We start from the raw sequence: 21,605 nt of genomic DNA, 5'->3' as shown, positions 1-21,605 counted from the left end.
GCATGTATCACCACCACGCCCGTTCCGGAACGGTTGCATGTTTCGGCGTTTAAACTCTAGAGTTTCCGGAGGCCGGGGCTGTCCCGGTGAAAGGACCGAGTGTGGGTGGCCCGACCGCGTTCTTCAACCGCACCTACGACGAGACGATGGCTCTGCTCCTGGAGGCGCGGAACTACGTCGCGCATCATGAGGCGGCGGACCAGGCGAAGCTGCCGCCCCACCTCCGGCTTCAGGCCAGCTATGAGGCGATGCGCGTCACCACCCGGCTGACCCAGGTGATGGCGTGGCTGCTGGCGCAGAAGGCCGTGCATGCGGGGGAGATGACGCAGGAACAGGCGGCGTCCGACGAATACGCCCTGTCCGGCGGCCATATCTGTTCCGAACCGTCCGGTCCGGAAAGCGAACTGCTGCCCGGCGGCCTGCGCTCGCTGCTGGACCGCAGCCACGGGCTCTACGTCCGGGTGGCCCGCCTGGACGAGATGGTCCGGCGCAACGTCGCCTGACGGGTGCCCTTGTCACTGACGCGGGGCACCCTTTGCCGGCGCACCGTTCCGGCGCCCGGACATGACCACCACGGATACGGCGTCACAGATTCCGGCAACACGAAAAGGGCGCCCGCGGCAAGCCGCGGCGCCCTTCCGGTGCAAAGCGGACTCCGGTCCGGCCTTACTTCAGGCCGAAGTTGGAGAAGCGCTTGTTGAACTTGGCGATCTGGCCGCCGGTGTCGACCAGCTTCTGCACGCCCGTCCACGCCGGGTGGGACTTCGGGTCGATGTCCAGGCGCATGGTGTCGCCGGGCTTGCCCCAGGTGGTACGGGTCTTGAACGAGCTGCCGTCGGTCATGACGACGGTGATCTCGTGATATTCCGGGTGAATCTCAGGCTTCATGATCGGCGGTCCCCAAAACGAAGCGCCGTATATAGCCAAAGCCTCATGCCGGTGCAACCGTCCGGATGATGATGATTGCAGGCTCCGGTGTTGCTCTTGTCCCCTCATCCCGTTAGCAAGGGGGCGCCGGCAGGTCCGGCATGCACAGCGAAGCCTCTGGAGCCGCCCCTTGGTCTTCCGCGAACCGAGCTACGCCGAAGCCGGCCGGTCTCCGGCCGACGACCAGAAGACCGCCACCGCCCGGCGCCGCGACCTCAAACCGCTCCGGCGCCTGCTGCCCTTCCTGACGCCGTACCGGGGCGCCATCGCGCTGGCCTGCCTGTCGCTGCTGGTCGCCGCCGGCACCGTGCTGGGGCTGGGCAAGGGGCTCCAGTATCTGGTGGACCAGGGCATCGCCCAGGCCGACGGGGCGGTGCTGGACCAGGCGCTGCTGGTTCTGCTCTCGGTGATCGTGCTGCTGGGCGCCTCCACCTTCGGGCGCTTCTACCTTGTCTCCTTCGTCGGCGAACGGGTGGTGGCCGACCTGCGCAAGACGGTGTTCGACCATATCGTCAGCCTGTCCCCCGCCTTCTTCGAGGTGACGCGGACCAGCGAGGTGCAGTCGCGCCTGACGACGGACACGACGCTGCTCCAGGTCGTCGTCGGCTCCACCATCTCCATCGCCCTGCGCAACTCCCTGCTGCTGGTGGGCGGCATCGTGCTGCTGGTGGTGACCAGCCCGAAGCTGGCGGGCATGGTGCTGCTGGTGGTGCCGGCGGTGGTGCTGCCCATCGTCGTCTTCGGGCGCCGGGTGCGGGCCCTGTCGCGGGCCAGCCAGGACCGCGTGGCCGACGTGGCGCAGGCGGTGGACGAGGCATTGGGCGGCATCCGCACGGTGCAGGCGTTCTGCCGCGAGACGCTGGAGCGGCAGCGCTTCTCCTCCCGGGTGGAGGACGCGGTGAGCGTCGCCATGGACCGGGTGCGGGCGCGGGCATGGCTGACCATGCTGGTGATCGTGCTGGTGTTCGGTGCCATCGGCACGGTGCTCTGGATCGGCGGGCATGCCGTCATCAGCGGCGAGATCAGCGCCGGCGAGCTGTCGGCCTTCATCTTCTATGCGGTGGTCGTGGCCGGCGCCGTCGGCGCCCTGTCGGAGGTGATGGGCGACCTCGCCCGCGCCGCCGGGGCCACGGAACGCCTGTTCGACCTGCTGGCGACGGAGCCGGAGATCCGGGCCCCGGCCGATCCGAAGCCGCTGCCCCGGCCGGCGGAAGGGGCGGTCCGCTTCGACAACGTCGTCTTCCACTATCCCTCCCGGCCCAGGGACGCCGCGCTGAACGGGCTGGAGCTTGAGGTCAGGCCGGGCGAGACGGTGGCCCTGGTCGGCCCCAGCGGGGCCGGCAAGAGCACCGTGTTCCAGCTTCTGCTGCGCTTCTACGACCCGCGGTCGGGCCGTATCCTGCTGGACGGGGTGGACATCCGCGAGGCCGATCCCGCCGAGGTGCGTGCGCGCATCGGCATCGTGCCACAGGACCCGGTGATCTTCTCCACCAACGCGATGGAGAACATCCGCTACGGCCGCCCCGAGGCGAGCGACGCGGAGGTACGGGAGGCCGCCCGCGCGGCGCACGCGCTGGACTTCCTGGAGGCGCTGCCGCAGGGCTTCGACACCTTCCTGGGGGAGAAGGGGGTGCGGCTCTCCGGCGGCCAGCGCCAGCGGGTGGCCATCGCCCGCGCGCTGCTGCGCAACCCGCCGCTGCTGCTGCTGGACGAGGCGACCTCGGCACTGGATGCGGAGAGCGAACGCGCCGTGCAGGAGGCGCTGGAGGACCTGATGAAGGACCGCACCACGCTCATCATCGCGCACCGCCTCGCCACCGTGCTGAACGCCGACCGCATCGTCGTGCTGGATGCCGGCCGCGTCGTCGCCAGCGGCACCCATGCCGAACTGCTGCGCCAGGAGGGGCTCTATGCCCGCCTCGCCGCCTTGCAGTTCGACCAGCGGACGGCCGGCGCCGCCGTCGTCTGACGCCCCGTCCGTGGCTCGGCGCTGCGGGAGTTTCCCGGTTCTCCGGGGGGGCGCCACCTGTCCGTCCGGTCAGAATGCCGGAACGGGCAATAAAGACTAAATTGTAGACATCGGCGCTCCCAATCGAGGTGACTGATGTCGAAGCTCTCCCTGGGCATGCGGATCATGGTGTCCGTTCTGGCCGTCTTCGTGACCGGCCTGGGCGCCCTGGTTCTCTACGCGAACTATGCTCAGATGGGCGAGGCACGCTCCCTCGCCCTGGGGCTTCTCCGGCAGCAGGCCGCCGCGGAAGCCCGCATCGTCCACGATACGGTGGGCCGCGCCGTCACCGCCGTACAGGGTATCGGGCGCAGCGTCACCGCCCTGGTCCAGGCCGACCGCGCCGAGCGCGACGATCTGGGGGAGATGGCGCGGTCAGCCCTCGGCCTCAGCGACCAGTTCTTCGGAGTCACCATCGCCTTCGATCCGGGCTTCCCGGAAGGCAACGACTCGCGCTTCGTCGGGCATCCCCTGAGCGATGCTCAGGGCCGCTTCGTCCCCTACTTCTACCGCACCCCGGGGGGCGTCGGCATGGAGATGCTGGACATGTCGAAGCCGGAGGACACCGACGGCTGGTATCAGCGGCCGATGCGGGAGAAGCGGATCGTCCTGACCTCTCCCTACACCTATCCGGTCGAAGGTCGGGACGTGCTGATGGTCACGGCGTCCACCCCGATCTTCGACAAGGGCGGCGTGCCGCGCGGCATCGCCACCGTGGACGTGGCCCTGGCCACCGTGAACGAGACGCTGGCCCGGGTCCGCCCCTTCGGTGTGGGCCATGCGGTCCTGCTCAGCGATGACGGCAAGTGGGTCGCCCATCCCGATGCCGCCAAGGTCGGCAAGGACAGCGCCGATGCGGCGATCCGTGAGGCGCGGGCCGGACTGGCCGCGGCCGAGGTATCGTCGGCCCGCTTCACCGACTCCGCCAACGGCGAGGGCATGGTCGCCGTGATGGTGCCGGTCCGCTTCGACGGGGTGGATGCCACCTGGGCCTTCGGACTGATCGTGCCGGAGCGGGCCCTGCTGGCCGATGCCCTTACCACCCGCAACGGAATGCTGCTCGTCGGCGCCCTGACGCTGCTGCTCGGCGTGCTGGTGCTGTTCCTCGTCGCCCGCTCGATCAGCCGGCCCATCGTGGGCATGACCGCGACCATGCAGCGGCTGGCGGCGGGCGACCTGTCGGTCGAGATCCCGGCAATGGACCGGGGCGACGAGATCGGCCGCATGGCGGCCGCGGTCCTGACCTTCCGCAAGGAGGCCCAGGCCAAGCGTGCGCTGGAAGCCGAACAGGCCCGGCAGGCCAAGGAGTCCGAGCAGGAGCGGCTGCGGGCCCGCCGCGCCATCGCCCAGGAGTTCGACCGCGAGGTCGGCCGCTCCATCGATGGCGTCGGCCAGACCGCCGAGGCCATGGCCGGTGCCGTGGACGACATGGCGGAGGCGGCCCAGTCGAACGCCGTCACCAGTCAGGCGCTCGCCGAATCGGCCGAAGACGTCAGCGGCAACGTGCAGACCGTCGCAGCGGCGGTGGAGGAACTGGCGGCCAGCATCCGCGAGATCAGCGGTCAGGCGCAGAACTCCAACCGGGTCGCCGACGATGCGGCCAGCCGGGCCAGCACCACCGTCTCCCAGGTCTCCCTGCTGGTCGATGCGGCGCAGAAGATCGGCGACGTCGTCACCCTGATCTCCGAGATCGCCAGCCAGACGAACCTGCTGGCGCTGAACGCGACGATCGAGGCGGCGCGGGCCGGGGAGGCCGGCAAGGGCTTCGCCGTCGTGGCGAGCGAGGTGAAGAGCCTCGCCAACCAGACCGCGAAGGCGACGGAGGAGATTTCCCAGCAGGTCCAGGCGATCCAGTCCTCGACCGGTTCCGCGGCCAGCGAGATCAACGAGATCGCCCAGGTGATCCAGACCGTCAGCCAGATCAGCGCTTCCATCGCCGCGGCGGTGGAGGAGCAGAATGCGGCGACGACGGAGATCAGCCGCGCCGTGGCCGCCGCGGCCGGCGGCACCGGGCAGTTGAAGACCAGCGTCCGCAGCGTCGCCGATCTGGCGCACAGCAGCGGGGAATCGGCCGGCGCCCTGCAACAGCGCATCGCCGCGCTGGAACAGGAACTGGCCACCATGCGCAACCAGGTCCGCCGCTTCGTCGAGAACCTGAACGCGGCGTAGGCAACCGCGAAAGGCGGAAGGAACGGACCGGGGGCCGCACCCGACGCGGGTCCCCCGGTCCTGGGAGGGAAGGACGGTTGTCTCTGGAGCCCCGCCGCCCGCCGGTTACCCGGGCGGCGGGGGAACTTCAGAACGGGCCGGGACGGCAGACAGCGAAGCGTCCCGGCCCCGTGGAGTCGGAGCCCCTTCCCGCCGGGCGCGGAAGGGGATAGCCTTCTGCTGCGGCGCACAATCCGGTGCGGCGCATCAGGCCGCCGCCATCCTCCTGCGCCCGAGCCCCCGCATGACCCTCGAATCCTCCCTCGCCCTGGCGCTTGCCCTGGCCATCTTCGCCGCCACGCCGGGTCCCGGCATCCTGGCCGTCATGTCCTGCGCCATCGCCCGGGGTTTCCGCGCCGGGCTCGCGCTCGGGGCCGGGCTGGTGCTGGGCGATCTCGTCTACATGACGCTGGCGGTGCAGGGGATGGCGCTGCTGGCCCAGGCCATGGGCGAGCTGTTCCTGGCCGTGAAGCTGGCCGGGGCCGCCTACATCCTCTGGCTGGGCATCAAGGCATGGCGGGCCGAGCCGGTGCTGCCGTCCGCCGCCGGGCCGGAGACGGGCAGGGGCCTCGCCCGCACCTTCCTGGCGGGCCTCGCCGTCACGCTGGGCAACCCCAAGGCCATCATCTTCTACATGGGCTTCCTGCCCAGCTTCATCGACGTGACCCGGATCGGGCCGGCGGACATGGCGGTCCTGGCCGGGTTGGTCACGGTCGTCGTCGGCGGGGTGGTGGTCGTCTACGCCCGGACGGCGGCGCAGGCGCGGGGGCTGCTGACCAGCCCGCGCCGGGTGCGCTGGATGAACCGCACGGCCGGCACCGCGATGATCGGCACCGGCCTCGCGCTCGCCCTGCGCCGCTGAACGGCGCGGACCGGGGAGCCGCAACGGGGCGAGTCAGTAACGGGGCGCGTCAGTGCGCCCCGCCCTCCAGATAGGCCGCCCGCACCTCCGGATTGGCCAGCAGTTCCGGGCCGGGGCCCTGCATCACCACCAGCCCCTGTTGCAGCACATAGGCCCGGTGGGCCAGCTTCAGGGCGTGGTAGGCGTTCTGCTCGACCAGCAGGATGGTCATGCCGCGGCTGCGGTTCAGCTCGGCGATGACGTCGAAGATGCGCCGGATGATCAGCGGCGCCAGCCCCAGCGAGGGCTCGTCCAGCAGCAGCAGGCGCGGCCGGCTCATCAGCGCGCGCGAGATGGCGAGCATCTGCTGCTCACCGCCCGACAGCGTGCCGGCGCGCTGCTCGCTGCGCTGCTTCAGGATGGGGAACAGGCCGTAGCAGTAGTCCAGGTCCGCCTCGAAATGGGCCGGGTCCGCCAGGGTGGCGCCGAGCTGGAGATTCTCGAACACCGTCATGCGCGGGAAGATGCGCCGGCCCTCCGGCACCTGGGCGATGCCCAGCCGCGCCGTCTCGTGCGGGGGCAGGCTGACGATGTCCCGCCCCTCGAAGACGATGCTGCCCGCCGCGGGCTTCGGATTGCCGCAGATGGTCATCAGCAGCGTGGACTTGCCGGCGCCGTTGGCGCCGATCAGGGTGACGATCTCACCCTGGTTCACCGTCACGTCCACGCCGCGCAGGGCCTCGATGGGGCCGTAGTTGGTGCGCACGCCCGTCAGGCTGAGCATGGTCATAGCCGCCCCTCCGCCTCAAGGTCCTGCGCCACCTCGGGCGGGATCTCCTCTTCCTCCGGTTCGCCCAGATAGGCCTTGATGACCCGGTCGTCGCTGCGGATCTCCTCGGGCGTGCCCTCGGCGATCTTCTTGCCGTGATCGACCACATGGATGCGGTCGGAGATGCGCATCACCAGACTCATGTCGTGCTCGATCAGCAGGATGCCGGTGCCGAACTCGCCCCGGATGGTCAGCAGCAGGTCGCCCAGCGCCGCGGTCTCCCTGGGATTCAGGCCGGCGGCCGGCTCGTCCAGGCAGAGCAGCAGCGGGTCCGTGCTCATGGCGCGGGCGATCTCCACCCGCCGCTGGACGCCGTAGGACAGGTTTCCCGCCTCCTCGTCGGCGACGGACAGCAGGTCCAGCCGATCCAGCCAGACCCGCGCCCGCTCCACGGCCGCGGCCTCGGCCCGGCGCCAGACCGGCAGGTTCAGCAGGCCGGCGACGCCGTAGCCCGACTGCCGCATCAGGCCCGTGTGCTGCGCCACCAGCAGGTTCTCCAGCACCGACATGCGGGGGAACAGGCGGATGTTCTGGAAGGTGCGGACCACCCCCATGCGCGCCACGGCATAGCCGGGCAGGGCCTGCAACTCCACCGCGCCGCGCTTCGGATGGCGCAGCAGCAGCCGTCCGGCGGAGGGCCGGTAGAAGCCGGTCAGGCAGTTGAAGACGGTGGTCTTGCCGGCACCGTTGGGGCCGATCACGGCGGTGATGTCGGACCCGCGTGCCGTCAGGTTCAGGTTGTCCACCGCGACCAGACCGCCGAAGCGCATGGTCAGGCCGGTGACCTCCAGCAGCGGAGGCGTCGTCGTGGGGGCGGCCATCACAGGCTCTCCGTCGCGGCGGGCGGGGGGCTGCGGCGGTCGGACAGGCGCAGGGTCGGGTCGCGGCCCGACAGCAGCCCGCCCGGACGCCAGACCATGATCAGGATCATGGCCGCCCCGAACAGCAGCATGCGGTAGTCCGCGAACTCGCGGGCGAATTCCGGCAGCAGCACGATGAACAGCGCCGCGATGACGACGCCGACCTGGCTGCCCATGCCGCCCAGCACGACGATGGCCAGGATGATGGCGCTCTCGATGAAGGTGAAGCTCTCCGGGCTGACAAAGCCCTGCCGGGCGGAGAAGAAGCAGCCCGCCAGCCCGCCCAGCATCGCCCCCGTGGCATAGGCCGACACCTTCGCGGCGGTGGGGTTGATGCCCAGGCTGCGGCAGGCGATCTCGTCCTCGCGCAGGGCCTCCCAGGCGCGGCCGATGGGCAGCCGGCGCAGCCGCCAGACGGCCCAGGATGCCGCCAGCACCAGCACCAGGATGATGAAGTAGAGGAACATCATCCGGTGCTCGCTGGAGAACGCGATGCCGGTCAGCTCATGGAAGCTGACCTGCCCCTCCGGCGGGCGGCGCTCGAAGGAGATGCCGAACAGCGACGGCCGCGGAATGCCGGGAACGCCGTTCGGGCCGCCGGTCAGGCTCTGCCAGTTCAGGATGACGATGCGGGTGATCTCGCCGAAGCCCAGCGTCACGATCGCCAGATAGTCGCCGCGCAGCCGCAGGATCGGCAGCGACAGCAGCACCGCGAACAGCGCCGCGACCAGCCCGGAGAGCGGCAGGCTGAGCCAGAAGCCCAGCCCGGCAAACTTCGCCAGCAGGGCGAAGGTGTAGGCGCCGATGGCGTAGAAGGCGACGAAGCCCAAATCCAGCAGGCCCGCCAGCCCCACCGTCACGTTCAGCCCCATGCCCAGCAGCACGTAGATCAGGGCCGTGGTGCCCAGGTCCAGGATGTAGCGGTCGCTGAAGGGCAGGAACGGCATCACCACGGCGAAGCCGATGCCGGCGAGCACGAGGCCGCGGCCGATCCGCCGCGCCGTGTCGCCCGTCGGCAGCACGCTGCGCGCCGAGGAAGCGGCCTTGGCGCGGCCGGCCAGGGCGTCGCGCAGATAGCCCGCCAGCAGCCGGCCGGCGAAGACCGCCGCCACGGCGTAGCCGACCCAGGGCCAGCGGGTGGCGACGGACAGGCCCTGGTCGGTGTTGACCGTGGTCAGGCCGATGAAGGGGATCGCCAGCAGCAGCGCCACGCCGGCGGCGAGGCCGGCATCCTTGAGGCGGGCGGCGAGGGTCGGTGCAGGCTGCATCGGCTCACACCTTCTCGATATCGGGGCGGCCGAGCAGGCCCGTCGGCCGCAGCACCAGCACCAGGATCAGGATGGAGAACGCAGCCACGTCCTTGTAGGCACCGGAGACATAGCCGGTGAAGAACGCCTCGATCAGCCCGATCAGCAGGCCGCCCAGCATGGCGCCCGGCAGCGAGCCGATGCCGCCCAGCACGGCCGCGGTGAAGGCCTTCAGCCCGGCCAGGAAGCCGATGTAGAAGTCCACGACACCATAGTACATGGTCACCAGCACGCCCGCGACGGCAGCCAGCGAGGCGCCCATCACGAAGGTCAGGCTGATGGTGCGGTCCACGTTGATGCCCAGCAGCGCCGCCATGGTCCGGTCCTGCTCACAGGCCCGCTGCGCCCGGCCCAGCGGCGTGCGCGCGATCAGCAGGGTGAAGGACGCCATCAGCGCCACGGTCAGCACGATGATGAAGGCCTGGATGTAGGTGACGCCCAGCGTGAAGGTCTCCCCCTGCCAGAGGGTGACGCCGCCCGACAGCACCGGCTGCAACGGCTTCGGCCGTGCGCCCTGGGTCAGCATCACGTAGTTCTGGAGGAAGATCGACATGCCGATGGCGCTGATCAGCGGCGCCAGCCGGCCCGACCCGCGCAGGGGGCGGTAGGCGACACGCTCCACCGTCCAGCCATAGGCGGCGGTGAACAGGATCGAGGCCGCCAGCACGACGATCAGACCCAGCGCCACCGACTGCACGCCCGCCGCCGACAGCAGTGTGAAGCCCGTCACCGCGACGAAGGCCCCCAGCATGTAGATTTCGCCGTGGGCGAAATTGATCATGCGGATGATGCCGTAGACCATCGTGTAGCCGATGGCGATCAGACCGTAGATCGCCCCCAGCGTTAACCCATTGATCAGGTGCTGGAGGAATGTCCCCAGCCCCAGCGCTGCACCGTCCATGAAGTCCCCATGCCCTGAAGCCCGTGATCCGGGCTTTCTGATTGGGCGCGAACCCTATCCGACGGATCGCCCCCGTTCAAGCCGCAGACCGGCCGAAGTGCCCGGCCGGCATCGCTTTTCCCGCGTTCCGCGGTTGTGCAGGACGGGGCTGCGCGGCCCGGCGTTGCCTGTCCCGCAGCTTGCTGGTAGGTTCCGCGCCGCTTCAAGTCCACGTGAAAGACAGTGCCATGAAGGTCAACGCGAACACCATGCGGAAGGGCCACATCCTGGAGGATGGCGGCAAGCTCTACGTCATTACGGCGGCCAACATCGTACAGCCCGGAAAGGGCGGCGCCTTCATCCAGCTTGAAATGAAGGACGTGCGGACCGGCACCAAGACGTCGATGCGCTTCCGCACGCAGGAGACGGTGGAGCGCGCCCGCCTGGACGAGCACGAGATGTCCTTCCTGTTCGCCGAGGGCGACCAGTACACCTTCATGGACAAGGAGACGTTCGAGCAGGTCACCATCCCCGGTGACGTGATCGGCGATGGCAAGGTCTTTCTCCAGGACGGCATGGAAGTCGTCGTCCAGTCCTTCGAGGGCGCGCCGCTCTCGGTCGAGCTGCCGCAGACCGTCACCCTGCGCATCGTCGAGGCCGACCCGGTCGTGAAGGGCCAGACGGCCTCCTCCTCCTACAAGCCGGCGGTGCTGGAGAACGGCGTCCGCGTGCTGGTGCCGCCGCATGTCGATGCCGGCACCCGCATCGTGGTCAATGTCGAGGACGGCACCTATCTGGAGCGCGCGAAGGACTGATCCGGCTGCGCGCCTCCCGCGGCGCCCGGCGGCGCCGTCCGCGGCGCGCGACGCCCCGGTCCCGACTGTTCCCGACGGGCGCCCTCGCACGCGAGAGGGTGCCCGTCCGCATTTTGAGGAGTTGCCCATGGCCGCCCGTTCGGCCGTCATCAATGTCATGGCCCGCGCCGCCGAGAAGGCCGGCCGCGCCCTGCTGCGCGACTTCGGCGAGGTCGAGCAGCTCCAGGTCAGCCGCAAGGGCCCGGCGGACTTCGTCTCCGCCGCCGACCGCAAGGCCGAGCGCATGGTCCGCGACGAGCTGGCCCGCGCCCGCCCCGATTTCGGCTTCCTGATGGAGGAGTCCGGCACGGTCGAGGGCCGCGACAAGAGCAGCCGCTGGATCATCGACCCGCTGGACGGCACCACGAACTTCCTGCACGGCCTGCCGCACTGGGCCATCTCCATCGCGCTGGAGCGCGAGGGCGAGATCGTCGCCGGCGTCGTCTACGAGCCGACGCACGACGAGATGTTCTGGGCGGAGAAGGGGCAGGGCGCCTTCCTGAACCATCAGCGCCTGCGCGTCTCGGCCCGGCGCAACCTGCCCGACGCGCTGGTCGCCACCGGCATCCCGTTCAAGGGGCACGGCGACTTCCAGGGCTTCATGGCCCAGCTCGCCGCCGTGATGCCCGAGGTGTCGGGCATCCGCCGCCTGGGCTCGGCGGCGCTCGACCTTGCCTACACGGCGGCGGGCCGCTTCGACGCCTACTGGGAGACGGACCTCAACCCCTGGGACGTGGCGGCCGGCGTGCTGCTGGTGTCCGAGGCGGGCGGCTTCGTCACCGAGATCGGCGGCGGCCGCAATCCGGCCGCGGGGCAGAGCGTGCTGGCGGCGAACCCGCACCTGCACCTGCCGCTCGGCACGCTGCTGCGCAATGCCATGAAGCCGAAGGCCAAGCCGGCCGCAGCACCGACGGCCGCAGCACCGACGGCCGCGGGCGGCAGCGCCGGCTGACGCCGGCCCCGGTCCGCCGCCCGGGCGGCGGACCTGCGGGGGGCCGGACCGTCCCGCTGGACAGTTCCGGCCGGACCAACCCGGGCAGACCAGGGCACCGGACCATGGTGCAGCCACATTTCCGGGCTCCGATGCACAGCGTGCAGCAGAACCGTTCCCCCTTCCGTGCCCCGGTGCGCCGTGGCCTCCTCTGTGCCGCCGGCCTCGCCGCGCTGCTCGCCCTGAGCCCGGCGCGGGCGCAGACCGGCGACGCGGCCGCAACGGCTCCGGCCGCCACGGGTCCCGCTGCCCCGGCCGCCACGGGTCCCGCTGCCCCGGCCGCCGCGGTGCGGGTGCCCGGCCGCAAGCCGCCCGTGCCGCCGCCGCCCGCGGTGGAGACCCCGGCCACGCCCGCGGCGCCGAAGCCCGGCCAGCGGACCGGCCTGATCAAGGCGCCGCCGGCCTATCTGCCGGAAGTCACCCCGATTCCCCCCGCGACGGACCCGGAAGGCGTGCCGCCCGCACCGCGGACGGACCTGCCGCCGCCGCCGGAGACCCGCGTCGCCCCCGGCCCCGTGCCGGTGGAGGTGGCCGGCCGTGCCGCCGTGGCGATCGACTTCGCCCCCGGTTCCGACGGACTCGGCGCCGCGGCCGATACGGTGCTCCAGGGCGTGGCCCGGCGGCTGGCCGAAGCACCGGGCGACCGGCTGGAGCTGCGCGCGCATGCGGCCCTGGGGGCCGACGGGGAGACGGGGGCGCGCCGGCTGGCGCTGGCCCGCGCGCTCGCCGTGCGGGCGCGGCTGATGGCGCTGGGCGTGCCGAAGCAGCGGATGCTGGTCTTCGCCCTCGGCACCGACGGCGCCGAAGGGGGAGCCGACCGGGTTGAGCTTTCCTTCCGGCGCTGAGCGATCCACAGTGCCGCCATCCACAGTGTCACCGTCCGCAGGGACGGGCCGGCCCGGCAGAGGTCGGTGACGGCCGGCAGAAGCGAGGCCGGCAGAAGCGAGGCCGGCACAGGAGAAGCCGTCAGGAGACGGAGAAGACCGGCACAGGCCGGCACAGCAGGGGAGCCAGGACCATGCCCATGTCTCGCCCGCAGCGGTTCCTCGGCCGGATGGCCGGGTTCCTTCTCGCCGTGGCCGCGGTCGCGGCGGCGCTCTTTCCGGCGATTACGCGCGCCTTCCTGGCCAATCCGGCCCTCAACGGGCTGATCCTGGTCGTCCTGCTGCTGGGCATCGCCTTCATCTTCCGGCAGGTGCTGATGCTGCGGCCGGAAGCGGCTTGGCTGGACGCCTTCCGCGCCGGGGAGGTGCCGCCGGCCGCCCCGCGCCTGCTGGCCCCCATGGCCCGGATGCTGGGCGAGCGGCAGGGGCGGCTCAGCCTCTCGGCGGTCGCCACCCGCTCGCTGCTGGACGGCGTCGGCGCCCGGCTGGACGAAAGCCGCGAGACCAGCCGCTACCTCATCGGCCTGCTGATCTTCCTGGGCCTGCTGGGCACCTTCTGGGGCCTGTTGCAGACGGTCGGCGCCATCGGCGGTGTCATCGGCAGCCTGCGGATCGACGCGGCGGCCGATGCCGGCAGCGTCTTCGGGGATCTGCAACAAGGGCTCCAGGCGCCGCTCGCCGGCATGGGCACGGCCTTCAGCTCCTCGCTGTTCGGCCTTGCCGGCTCGCTGGTGCTGGGCTTCCTCGAACTCCAGGCGGGACAGGCGCAGAACCGCTTCTACGCCGAGCTTGAGGACTGGCTGGCCGGGGCCACCCGGCTGTCCGGCGGGATCGTCGGGGACGGCGGGGAGGGCGGTTCCGTCCCGGCCTATGTCCAGGCGCTGCTGGAGACGACGGCGGAGAGCATCGAGCGGTTGCAGTACGCCATGGCCTCGGCGGAGGAGGGGCGGCGGACGCAGAACGTCCACCTGACCCAGCTCACGGAGAAGATCACCGCGCTGGCCGACCAGATGCGGTCGGAGCAGCAGCTCATGGCCCGGCTGGCGGAAAGCCAGATGGAGCTGCGCCCGGTGCTGGCGCAACTGGCGGCGACGCTGGCCGGCGGCGTCAACATGGGCATCGACGACGCGACCCGCACCCACATCCGGAACCTGGAATTGTATACCGCGCGGCTGCTGGAGGACAGCTCCAGCGGTCGGGCCGAGGCGGTGGCCGAGCTGCGCAACGAGATCCGCATCCTGGCGCGCACCGTCGCCGCGCTGGGCGACGGCGGGGAGCGCTGAGCCATGCCCGGCACCGGCGGCCGGCGCGGCGGGCGGGGGGCGACGGTGGACATCTGGCCCGGCTGGGTGGATGCGCTGTCCTCCCTGCTGATGGTGATCGTCTTCCTGCTGCTGGTCTTCGTGCTGGCGCAGGTCTACCTGTCCAGCGCCTTGCAGGGCCGCGACCGGCAGCTTGCGGAGGTCAACCGCCGCATCGCCGAACTGGCGGACATGCTGGCGCTGGAGCGCGAGACGTCGGGCGCCCTGCGCGCCGACGTGGCGCAACTGACCGACCGGTTGCGCAGCACCCTGGCCCGCGGGGAGCAGCTCCAGGCGGACATCGCCGCCCTGGCCGGGGAGCGCGATGCCCTGGCCGCGCGCGAGGCCGAGCTGACGGGCCGTGTGGAGTCCGAGCGGGCGCTGGGCGGCGAGGCGCGCGCCCAGGTGGAGCTGCTGAACCAGCAGGTCGCCGCCCTGCGTGAGCAGCTCGCCCGGGTGGCGGCGGCGCTGGAGGTGTCGGAGGGGAAGGGGCGGGAGCAGGAGGCGCAGATCGCCGATCTGGGCAACCGCCTGAACGTCGCCCTGGCCGACAAGGTGACGGAGCTTGCCCGCTACCGTTCGGAGTTCTTCGGCCGCCTGCGCGAGGTTCTGGGCGAGCGCGACGACGTGCGCGTCGTGGGCGACCGCTTCGTCTTCCAGTCGGAGGTGCTGTTCGGCAGCGGCAGCGTCGAGCTGGGCGAGGCCGGCAAGGACCGGCTGGCGCGGCTGGCGGAGACGCTGAAGGAGATCGCGGCCCGGGTGCCGCCGGAGGTGGACTGGGTGCTGCGCGTGGACGGGCACACCGACAGCGTGCCGATCCGCTCCGCCCGCTTCCCCAGCAACTGGGAGCTTTCGACGGCGCGCGCCACGGCGGTGGTGAAGTTCCTGATCGATCAGGGCATCCCGGCCGGGCGGCTGGCCGCGGCCGGCTTCGGCCAGTACCAGCCGCTCGACTCCGGCAGCTCGGCCGAAGCCCTGGCCCGCAACCGCCGCATCGAGATCAAGCTGGACGCGCGCTAGCGCCGTCCCGCTGTTCATGCCCGGCCGTTCAGGCCCAGGCGCCCACCAGTTCGACCTCCTCGCCGCCCAGGCCGCGCTTGAAGGCGGTCACGCCCGGCGCCTGATCCGGCAGGATGCCGCCCAGGTCGAAGCGCAGGCGCCCCTGCGCCTTCAGCTCCTGCACCGCGCGCCAGAGCAGCAGGTTGTTGGCGTTGCGGCGGCGCCCCTCCGGGCCGTTCCAGCCGACCTGGTAGGTGGCGGCCCGGCCATGGCCGAAGACCAGGATGCCGGTCACGGGCGCCCCGTCCAGCAGGGCGCGCAGGATCAGCACGTCGCCGTCCTTGTGCATGCCCGTGCGCATCCGGGTCAGCAGCGGGGCCGAGGCGCCGCGGTAGCCCTTGGCCGCCTTGTCGCGGGCATATTCCTCCAGGAGCCAGGGCAGCAGGGCGCCCGTGCGGTCCACTTCCACCGTCAGGCCGGAGCGTTCGGCCTTGTTCAGGGCGTTGCGCCAGGGCTGCGCCATGCGCCGGCGCAGCGTGGCCTCGTCCTGCGTCAGATCCAGCCAGAGGGTGCGGTAGCCGGGGCCGTCCATCCGGCGGAACCCGGCCCAGCGCAGGATGGCGGCATTCTCCTCCGTCGCGGGGAGTTCGGGCACGATGGCGGTCCAGCGCGTCGGGCCGGAGGGATAGGCCTCGCGCAGCAGCTTCAGCACCTGCGCCACGACGGCCGGCTTCGCCGCCTCCGGCCGGATCAGGGGCCCGCGGTGGACGCGCACGACGCGCACCAGCCCCATCATCCGCTTCTCCATCACGACGACCAGCCCGACCGGCCGGTCGGCCAGCTCGATCAGGCCCAGGCGGGGCTTCCACTTCTCCACCGTCGCCATGGCCTGGGCATAGCCGAAGCACTGGGTCAGGGTGCTGCACGGCACCTCCGCCAGGGCGCTGTACCATTCACTGATGCGGCCGACGTCCCACAGGATGCGGAGCGTCGGAAGCGTGTCTGACCCCACGGTGTGCGCCCATTCCCCTCGGCAAGCGAAGTCCAGTATGGTGCGCGCAGTCTCCCGCCGCCAGCCCCTGCGCCATGACGTCCCTGCCGCCGCTTCCGCCCTCCGTGCTGCCGTCCTCCCTGCCCTGGTGGCATCCCGACGCCTTCGCCCGCCGCAGCGCCGCGCTCGCGGCGCGGGGCCGCATCACGCGGGCCGTGCGCGCCTGGTTCGAGGCGGAGGACTTCGCCGAGGTGGAGACGCCGGCGCTCCAGGTTTCGCCGGGGCTGGAGGTGCATCTCCAGGCCTTCTCGACGGAACTCCGGGGCCCGCACCCCGATGACCGCCGGGTGCTGCATCTGCACACCTCCCCCGAATTCGCCATGAAGAAGCTGCTGGCGGCGGGGCTGCCGCGGCTGTTCCAGCTCGCCCATGTCTTCCGCAACGGGGAGCGGTCGGCGACCCACCACCCCGAATTCAGCATGCTGGAATGGTATCGCGCCGGGGCGGGCTACACCGACCTGATGCGCGACTGCGAGGCGCTGGTGCGGGCCGCCTGCCGCGCCGCGGGGACGGACCTCCTGCGCCGGGGGGAGGCGACGTGCGACCCCTTCGGAGCGTGGGAGGTGCTGACCGTTGCCGACGCCTTCCGGCGCTATGCCGACGTGGACCTGCTGGCGACCGCCCCCGACCCGCTGCGGCCCGATCCCGCGCTGCTGGCGGCGGAGGCGGCGCGCATCGGCATCCGCACCGCGCCGGGCGACACCTGGGAGGACCTGTTCTTCCGCATCAGCCTGGAGCGGATCGAGCCCCGTCTCGGCTACGGCCGGCCGACCTTCCTGGCCGACTATCCGGTGTCCATGGCGGCGCTGGCGCGGGCCAAGCCGGGCGACCCACGGGTGGCGGAGCGGTTCGAGCTGTATGCCTGCGGCGTCGAGCTGGCGAACGCCTTCGGGGAGCTGACCGATCCCGCCGTGCAGCGCGCCCGGTTCGAGGCGGACATGGCGGAGAAGCAGCGCCTGTACGGCGAACGCTATCCCCTGGACGAGGAGTTCCTCGACGCCCTGGCCCTGATGCCGGAGAGCGCGGGTATCGCGCTGGGCTTCGACCGGCTGGTGATGCTCGCCACCGGGGCGGCGCGGATCGAGGACGTGCTCTGGGCGCCGGTGGCGGCGCCCGCCGTCAGCCCGGCGTCACGCGGCGTCAGCCCCGCATCACGCGGTTGAAGTCGGCCACCGCGGCGGCGGGACCGGCGGGGTGGTTCCAGACACCGCCGCAGACGGCCAGGAAGTCGGCCCCGGCCTGGACCAGCAGGGGGGCGGTCTCCACCGTGATGCCGCCGATGGCGACGCACGGCACCTCCATCATCTCCTGCCACCAGGTCAGGATTTCCGGATCGGCCGTGGTCTTCGGCACCTTGGTTCCGGTCGGGAAGAAGGCGCCGAAGGCGACATAGTCCGCCCCTTCCTCGCCGGCCACCATGGCCAGGTGGCGGCTGTCATGGCAGGTCACGCCGACGATGGCATCGGCCCCGACCAGCCGCCGCGCCTCGCGGTAGGGCATGTCCTCCTGCCCGACATGCACCCCGTCGCAGCCCGAGCGCGCGGCCAGATCCGGCCGGTCGTTCAGGATGAAGGCCACGTCGCGGGCCTGCACCAGCGGCCGCAGCACGTCCACCGCCCGCAGGATCGCCTCGTCGGGTGCATCCTTGAGACGGAGCTGCACGCAGGCGACATCGCCGGCATCCAGGGCCGCGGCCAGCGTCGGGGCGAAGTCCTGCGGGTCGAACGCGGGCGGGGTGATCAGGTACAGGCGGCAGTCGGTCATGGCAGTCCGGAAAGGGCGGCGGGCCGCCGGAAAGGAAGCGGCCCCGGGGGCAGATGCCCGCCGGGGCCGACGATAGCGCCGAACGGGCGGTCCCGGAAGACCGCCCCGGGCAGGGGACTTATTCCTTGCCCTGGTAGATGCGGACCAGCCTGTCCAGCAGGGCCAGGGCCTCTTCACGCGGGCGCTGGAAGGCGTTGCGGCCGATGATGGAGCCGTTGCCGCCGCCGTCGCGGATGGCACGGGCATCCTCGAAGATCGCGTCCTCGCCCTTGTGCGCGCCGCCGGAGAAGACGACGATGCGGCGGCCGTTGAAGGACGCCTGCATGATGTGCTTCACGCGCTCGGTCAGGGTGTCGCGCGGAACCTTCGTCTGCTCGTAGATCCTGCGCGCCTCTTCCTGCTCCAGGTCGGCGGTCGGCAGCTTGACCTTGATGATGTGGGCGCCCAGCAGGGCGGCCATGTGGGCGGCGTAGGCGTCGATGTCCAGCGCCAGCTCGCCCTTCTTGGTGATCTCGCCGCCGCGCGGGTAGGACCAGATCACGGTCGCCAGACCCTTGGACTTCGCCTCGCGCGACAGCTCGCGGATTTCCTCGAACTGCCCGAACATGGCGTCGGAGCCGGGATAGATGGTGAAGCCGATGGCCGAGCAGCCCAGGCGCAGGGCGTCGTCGATGCTGGCGGTCACCGCCTGGTCCGCACCCTCCTTCAGCCGGGACAGGCTGTTGGAGCTGTTCATCTTCAGGATCAGCGGGATGGAGCCGGCGAAGGTGCCGGCCCCGGCCTCCAGCGGGCCGAGCGGCGCGGCATAGGCCGACAGGCCGGCGTCGATGGCGAGCTGGAAATGGTAGTGCGGATCGTAGGCCGGCGGGTTGACGCCGAAGCTGCGCGCGGGGCCGTGCTCGAAGCCCTGATCGACCGGCAGGATCACCAGCTTGCCGCTGCCGCCCAGCCGCCCCTCCATCAGGATGCGGGCCAGATTGGCCTTGGTGCCGGGATTGTCGCTCTCGTACCAGGAGAGGATTTCCTTGACGCGCCGGGTCAGCTTCATGACGGTTTTCCTGCCTAGTTGCCGGGGATGTGCGGGGTCCGGCCCTCTCGGGCATTACCGGCGGCTAGATAGCCCACGCCCCTGCGCATTGCAACGCAACCATCCGCCTTACCGCCCGGCGGTTCCGGGGGGGCTGGTTCCCGGGGGTGTGGGCTCGGCGAAGGCGGCCAGGAGCGCGCGCAGCGCGGCCCGCGGCCGGGACTCCCGCCAGGGTTCGACGGTGTCCGTGGCCGGCGGGTGCAGGCGGGCGCCATGCTGCGCCGCGATGTCGGCCAGCTTCGCCGCCACCTCCGGCGGTCCGGCGAAGGACAGCTCGGTGCAGCCGGCGCGCAGGGCCGCCAGCACATGGCCGGGGTCGTCGGCGCAGTCCAGCACCGCCGTGACCTCCGTCCCGGGAAACTCGTCCCGCAGCAGCGCCGTGAGCGCCGCCCACCAGCCGCCGCCGAGATAGCCCGCGGCCCCGGCGGGGGAGACCAGCACGACCGCGCGCCCGCAGTCCCGGGCCACGCCCAGGACCAGCCGTGCGTCCTCGATGCCGCGGATGCGCACCGGGCGGGTCATCCGTGCCGTCCTCCCGTCGTTCCTGGACCCCCGTCCGCCTACCACCCTGGGCCGTGGCGCCGCAACCGCAGATCGGGCCGGGGGCGGGGCGCGACGGATGGACCCGTCGCCGCGGCCCGGATCGGTCCTTTCACGCTACCCCGGAAGTGGCACTATCGGAACGGACCAGTCCACACGAACGGGGAGCAAGAATGAGAAGAACCTGTCTGGCCCTGGCGGCGGCCGCGCTGCTGGCCGTTCCGGCGGCGGCGGCGGAGCGCGCGCCGCTGACGGCGGAGGCGATGTGGCAGCTCAAGCGCATCGGCACACCCGCGCTTTCGCCCGACGGCCGGTCCGCGGTCGTTCCGGTCACCGCCTACGACACCGCGACGGACGGGCGCGACGTCGATCTCTGGCTGGTTCCCACGGCGGGCGGGGAAGCCCGGCAATTGACCAGCGACCCGGCGGCCGAGAGCGAGCCGCAGTGGAGCCCTGACGGACGCTGGATCGCCTTCGTCGCCAGGCGCGACGGCGACAAGGCGGCGCAGCTTTACGTGCTGCCCGTCGCCGGCGGCGAGGCGCGGCGGGTGACGGAGGTGCCCACCGGGGTGCGGCTGCCGCGCTGGCTGCCGGACAGCCGGCGCATCGCCTTCCTGACCCGGGTCTGGACGGATCTCGACGACTGGCAGCAACAGGGCAAGCGCCTCGCCGAGCGCGACTCTTCGAAGATGAGCGCCAAGGTCTGGGACAGGCCGCCGCTCATGTTCTGGGACCACTGGCTGGACGACCGGGAGGCGCACGTCTACATCGCCGCGCTCGATGGCGGCGCGCCGGTGGCGGTGACGCGGCCGACCGGCAAGGCCGTGGCCTTCCGCGACCCCGGACCCGTGCCCTACGACATCTCCCCCGACGGGACGGAAATCGCCTTCGCCGTGGACGTGGACCCGACCGGCACGCGGCCGAACGTGGACCTCTTCGTCGCCGGCATCGACGGCAGCGCCCCGCGCAACCTGACGGCCGACAACCGCGACGGCTCCGACGGCTCGCCGCTCTATTCGCCGGACGGGCGCTGGCTCGCCTTCCAGCAGCAGCGCGTCTACGGCTTCTACGGCGCCAATGCGAAGCTGATGCTGTACGACCGCCGTGCCGGGAAGACCCGCGGCCTGACGGAGAACTGGGACCGGTCGGCCTCCGGGATCGTCTGGGCGCCGGATTCCAAGGCGCTCTACGGCGCCATCGACGATGCCGCCACCCGGCGCATCTACCGCTTCATGGCGGACGGCGGGGCGCCGCAGCCGGTCACCGGCGGCAGCGATTTCGCCGAACTGGGGATGGCCGGCAAGCCGGCGGTCCTGGTGGCGCTGCGGCAGTCCTTCAGCGAACCGCCGACGCTGGTCCGGGTCGATCCCCGCAGCGGGGACGCGACCACGCTCACCGGCTTCAACGACGACCTGCTGGGCCGCACGGCGATGGGTACGGTGGAGAGCGTGAGCTACAAGGGGGCCGGCGGCGACGACATCCAGATGTGGGTGATCAAGCCGCCCGGCTTCGACCCGACGAAGACCTATCCCGTCTTCCTGCTGCTGCACGGCGGCCCGCACAACGCGGTCACCGACACCTGGCAGTGGCGCTGGAACGCGCAGGTCTTCGCCGGCTGGGGCTATGTCGTGGCCTGGCACAATTTCCACGGCTCCAGCGGCTTCGGCGAGGCCTTCACCGACAGCATCAATCCCGACCGCATCGACAAGCCCTACCAGGACACGATCAAGGCCGCGGACTGGCTGGCGGCGCAGCCCTGGGCGGACCGCACGCGCATGGTGGCCGGCGGCGGCAGCTACGGCGGGTTCCTCGCCACCGTGCTGCTGGGGCGCGAGCACCCGTTCAAGGCGCTGATCGCGCACGCCGCGGTCTACAACAGCTACACGCAGGAGGGCGGGGACGGCGGCGGCTCGCTGGACCGCTTCGGCGAGCACTGGGACGATCCGGCGGAGTTCCAGCGCTATTCGCCGCACATGGCGGCGGGGAACTTCAGGACCCCGACGCTGGTGATCCACGGCCAGCTCGACTACCGGGTGCCGGTGAACCAGGGCATCGAGCTGTTCCACACCTTGCAGCGGCGTGGCGTACCGTCCCGCTTCATCTACTACCCGAACGAGAACCACTGGGTCCTGAAGCCCCAGAACTCGGTCTTCTGGTATCAGCAGGTGCAGGACTGGGTAAGGAACTACGCGCCGCCGGCCGGCGGGTCCGCCGGACCCGGCACGCAGCCGGCGCGGTGACGGCCAGCCGGGACACGGTCAACAGGCGAAGGCC

20 protein-coding genes are annotated in these 21,605 nt (G+C 71.5%); 11 read left to right on the top strand and 9 right to left on the bottom strand.

What is annotated here, in order from left to right; genetic code table 11:
* Positions 1 to 101 precede the first annotated feature (101 nt).
* On the top strand, positions 102 to 503 hold the full coding sequence (locus ACFQPS_RS09175; protein ID WP_012567020.1) for a DUF1465 family protein: 402 nt from the start codon (positions 102 to 104) through the stop codon (positions 501 to 503).
* 163 nt (positions 504 to 666) lie between these two features.
* Here the strand turns inward: ACFQPS_RS09175 and rpmE are convergent, their stop codons facing one another.
* On the bottom strand, positions 667 to 888 hold the full coding sequence (rpmE, locus tag ACFQPS_RS09170) for a 50S ribosomal protein L31 (protein WP_012567019.1): 222 nt from the start codon (positions 886 to 888) through the stop codon (positions 667 to 669).
* A gap of 169 nt (positions 889 to 1,057) precedes the next feature.
* On the opposite strand from rpmE, the gene ACFQPS_RS09165 reads away from it, so the two are divergent.
* The 3 genes from ACFQPS_RS09165 to ACFQPS_RS09155 all read left to right on the top strand — a co-directional run bounded on the left by ACFQPS_RS09165 (position 1,058) and on the right by ACFQPS_RS09155 (position 6,005).
* Positions 1,058 to 2,896: an ABC transporter transmembrane domain-containing protein gene (locus tag ACFQPS_RS09165; protein WP_377358345.1), complete on the top strand. Its 1,839-nt coding sequence runs from the start codon at positions 1,058 to 1,060 to the stop codon at positions 2,894 to 2,896.
* Between the two features lie 135 nt (positions 2,897 to 3,031).
* Positions 3,032 to 5,104 carry a methyl-accepting chemotaxis protein gene (locus ACFQPS_RS09160; protein ID WP_377358343.1) on the top strand — a complete coding sequence of 691 codons (2,073 nt, stop codon included), beginning with the start codon at positions 3,032 to 3,034 and terminating at the stop codon, positions 5,102 to 5,104.
* Positions 5,105 to 5,387: 283 nt separating this feature from the next.
* Positions 5,388 to 6,005 carry a LysE family translocator gene (locus ACFQPS_RS09155; RefSeq protein ID WP_377358342.1) on the top strand — a complete coding sequence of 206 codons (618 nt, stop codon included), beginning with the start codon at positions 5,388 to 5,390 and terminating at the stop codon, positions 6,003 to 6,005.
* A gap of 49 nt (positions 6,006 to 6,054) precedes the next feature.
* Here the strand turns inward: ACFQPS_RS09155 and ACFQPS_RS09150 are convergent, their stop codons facing one another.
* From ACFQPS_RS09150 to ACFQPS_RS09135, 4 genes are read right to left on the bottom strand one after another with little or no spacing between them, the layout of a single operon-like run.
* Positions 6,055 to 6,768: an ABC transporter ATP-binding protein gene (locus ACFQPS_RS09150; protein ID WP_377359560.1), complete on the bottom strand. Its 714-nt coding sequence runs from the start codon at positions 6,766 to 6,768 to the stop codon at positions 6,055 to 6,057.
* A gap of 2 nt (positions 6,769 to 6,770) precedes the next feature.
* Positions 6,771 to 7,634, bottom strand: a complete 864-nt coding sequence (livG, locus tag ACFQPS_RS09145) for a high-affinity branched-chain amino acid ABC transporter ATP-binding protein LivG (RefSeq protein ID WP_377358340.1) — start codon at positions 7,632 to 7,634, stop codon at positions 6,771 to 6,773.
* On the bottom strand, positions 7,634 to 8,941 hold the full coding sequence (livM, locus tag ACFQPS_RS09140; protein WP_377358338.1) for a high-affinity branched-chain amino acid ABC transporter permease LivM: 1,308 nt from the start codon (positions 8,939 to 8,941) through the stop codon (positions 7,634 to 7,636). Before livM ends, livG begins: the two co-directional genes overlap by 1 nt.
* Before the next feature lie 4 nt (positions 8,942 to 8,945).
* Positions 8,946 to 9,881, bottom strand: coding sequence for an ABC transporter permease subunit (locus ACFQPS_RS09135; protein ID WP_377358337.1), 936 nt, complete (start codon positions 9,879 to 9,881; stop codon positions 8,946 to 8,948).
* Positions 9,882 to 10,108: 227 nt separating this feature from the next.
* Between ACFQPS_RS09135 and efp the strand changes: the two genes are divergently transcribed.
* The 5 genes from efp to ACFQPS_RS09110 all read left to right on the top strand — a co-directional run bounded on the left by efp (position 10,109) and on the right by ACFQPS_RS09110 (position 14,910).
* Positions 10,109 to 10,675, top strand: coding sequence for an elongation factor P (efp, locus tag ACFQPS_RS09130; RefSeq protein ID WP_377358335.1), 567 nt, complete (start codon positions 10,109 to 10,111; stop codon positions 10,673 to 10,675).
* Between the two features lie 127 nt (positions 10,676 to 10,802).
* Positions 10,803 to 11,666 (top strand): inositol monophosphatase family protein, encoded by an 864-nt coding sequence (locus ACFQPS_RS09125; RefSeq protein ID WP_377358334.1) that lies wholly within the window; start codon positions 10,803 to 10,805, stop codon positions 11,664 to 11,666.
* A gap of 140 nt (positions 11,667 to 11,806) precedes the next feature.
* The gene (locus ACFQPS_RS09120; RefSeq protein WP_377358332.1) at positions 11,807 to 12,550 is read left to right on the top strand and encodes an OmpA family protein; all 744 of its coding nucleotides are present in this window, start codon (positions 11,807 to 11,809) and stop codon (positions 12,548 to 12,550) included.
* 173 nt (positions 12,551 to 12,723) lie between these two features.
* Positions 12,724 to 13,872 (top strand): FUSC family protein, encoded by a 1,149-nt coding sequence (locus ACFQPS_RS09115; RefSeq protein ID WP_377358330.1) that lies wholly within the window; start codon positions 12,724 to 12,726, stop codon positions 13,870 to 13,872.
* 3 nt (positions 13,873 to 13,875) lie between these two features.
* Positions 13,876 to 14,910, top strand: coding sequence for a peptidoglycan -binding protein (locus ACFQPS_RS09110; protein ID WP_377358329.1), 1,035 nt, complete (start codon positions 13,876 to 13,878; stop codon positions 14,908 to 14,910).
* A 28-nt stretch (positions 14,911 to 14,938) separates the two neighbouring features.
* Here ACFQPS_RS09110 and ACFQPS_RS09105 read toward each other — a convergent pair whose 3' ends face one another.
* Complete coding sequence (locus ACFQPS_RS09105) at positions 14,939 to 15,901, bottom strand: lipid II:glycine glycyltransferase FemX (RefSeq protein ID WP_377358328.1); 963 nt, start codon at positions 15,899 to 15,901, stop codon at positions 14,939 to 14,941.
* Between the two features lie 74 nt (positions 15,902 to 15,975).
* Here ACFQPS_RS09105 and epmA point away from each other — a divergent pair, with 74 nt between their 5' ends.
* Positions 15,976 to 17,103, top strand: a complete 1,128-nt coding sequence (gene epmA, locus ACFQPS_RS09100) for an EF-P lysine aminoacylase EpmA (protein WP_377358326.1) — start codon at positions 15,976 to 15,978, stop codon at positions 17,101 to 17,103.
* Here the strand turns inward: epmA and thiE are convergent.
* The 3 genes from thiE to ACFQPS_RS09085 all read right to left on the bottom strand — a co-directional run bounded on the left by thiE (position 17,081) and on the right by ACFQPS_RS09085 (position 19,313).
* Positions 17,081 to 17,704, bottom strand: a complete 624-nt coding sequence (gene thiE / locus ACFQPS_RS09095) for a thiamine phosphate synthase (protein ID WP_377358324.1) — start codon at positions 17,702 to 17,704, stop codon at positions 17,081 to 17,083. The genes epmA and thiE overlap by 23 nt on opposite strands.
* Before the next feature lie 118 nt (positions 17,705 to 17,822).
* Positions 17,823 to 18,752, bottom strand: a complete 930-nt coding sequence (locus ACFQPS_RS09090; RefSeq protein ID WP_377358323.1) for a class I fructose-bisphosphate aldolase — start codon at positions 18,750 to 18,752, stop codon at positions 17,823 to 17,825.
* 108 nt (positions 18,753 to 18,860) lie between these two features.
* On the bottom strand, positions 18,861 to 19,313 hold the full coding sequence (locus ACFQPS_RS09085) for a hypothetical protein (protein WP_377358322.1): 453 nt from the start codon (positions 19,311 to 19,313) through the stop codon (positions 18,861 to 18,863).
* Between the two features lie 191 nt (positions 19,314 to 19,504).
* Here ACFQPS_RS09085 and ACFQPS_RS09080 point away from each other — a divergent pair, with 191 nt between their 5' ends.
* The gene (locus tag ACFQPS_RS09080; RefSeq protein WP_377358320.1) at positions 19,505 to 21,571 is read left to right on the top strand and encodes a S9 family peptidase; all 2,067 of its coding nucleotides are present in this window, start codon (positions 19,505 to 19,507) and stop codon (positions 21,569 to 21,571) included.
* The last annotated feature ends 34 nt before the right edge of the window (positions 21,572 to 21,605 follow it).

This window comes from Rhodocista pekingensis, assembly GCF_042665545.1.
Taxonomy (GTDB): domain Bacteria; phylum Pseudomonadota; class Alphaproteobacteria; order Azospirillales; family Azospirillaceae; genus Rhodocista; species Rhodocista pekingensis.
Note: the sequence above shows the minus strand (reverse complement) of the source record. Positions and strands in the feature narration are given on the sequence as shown.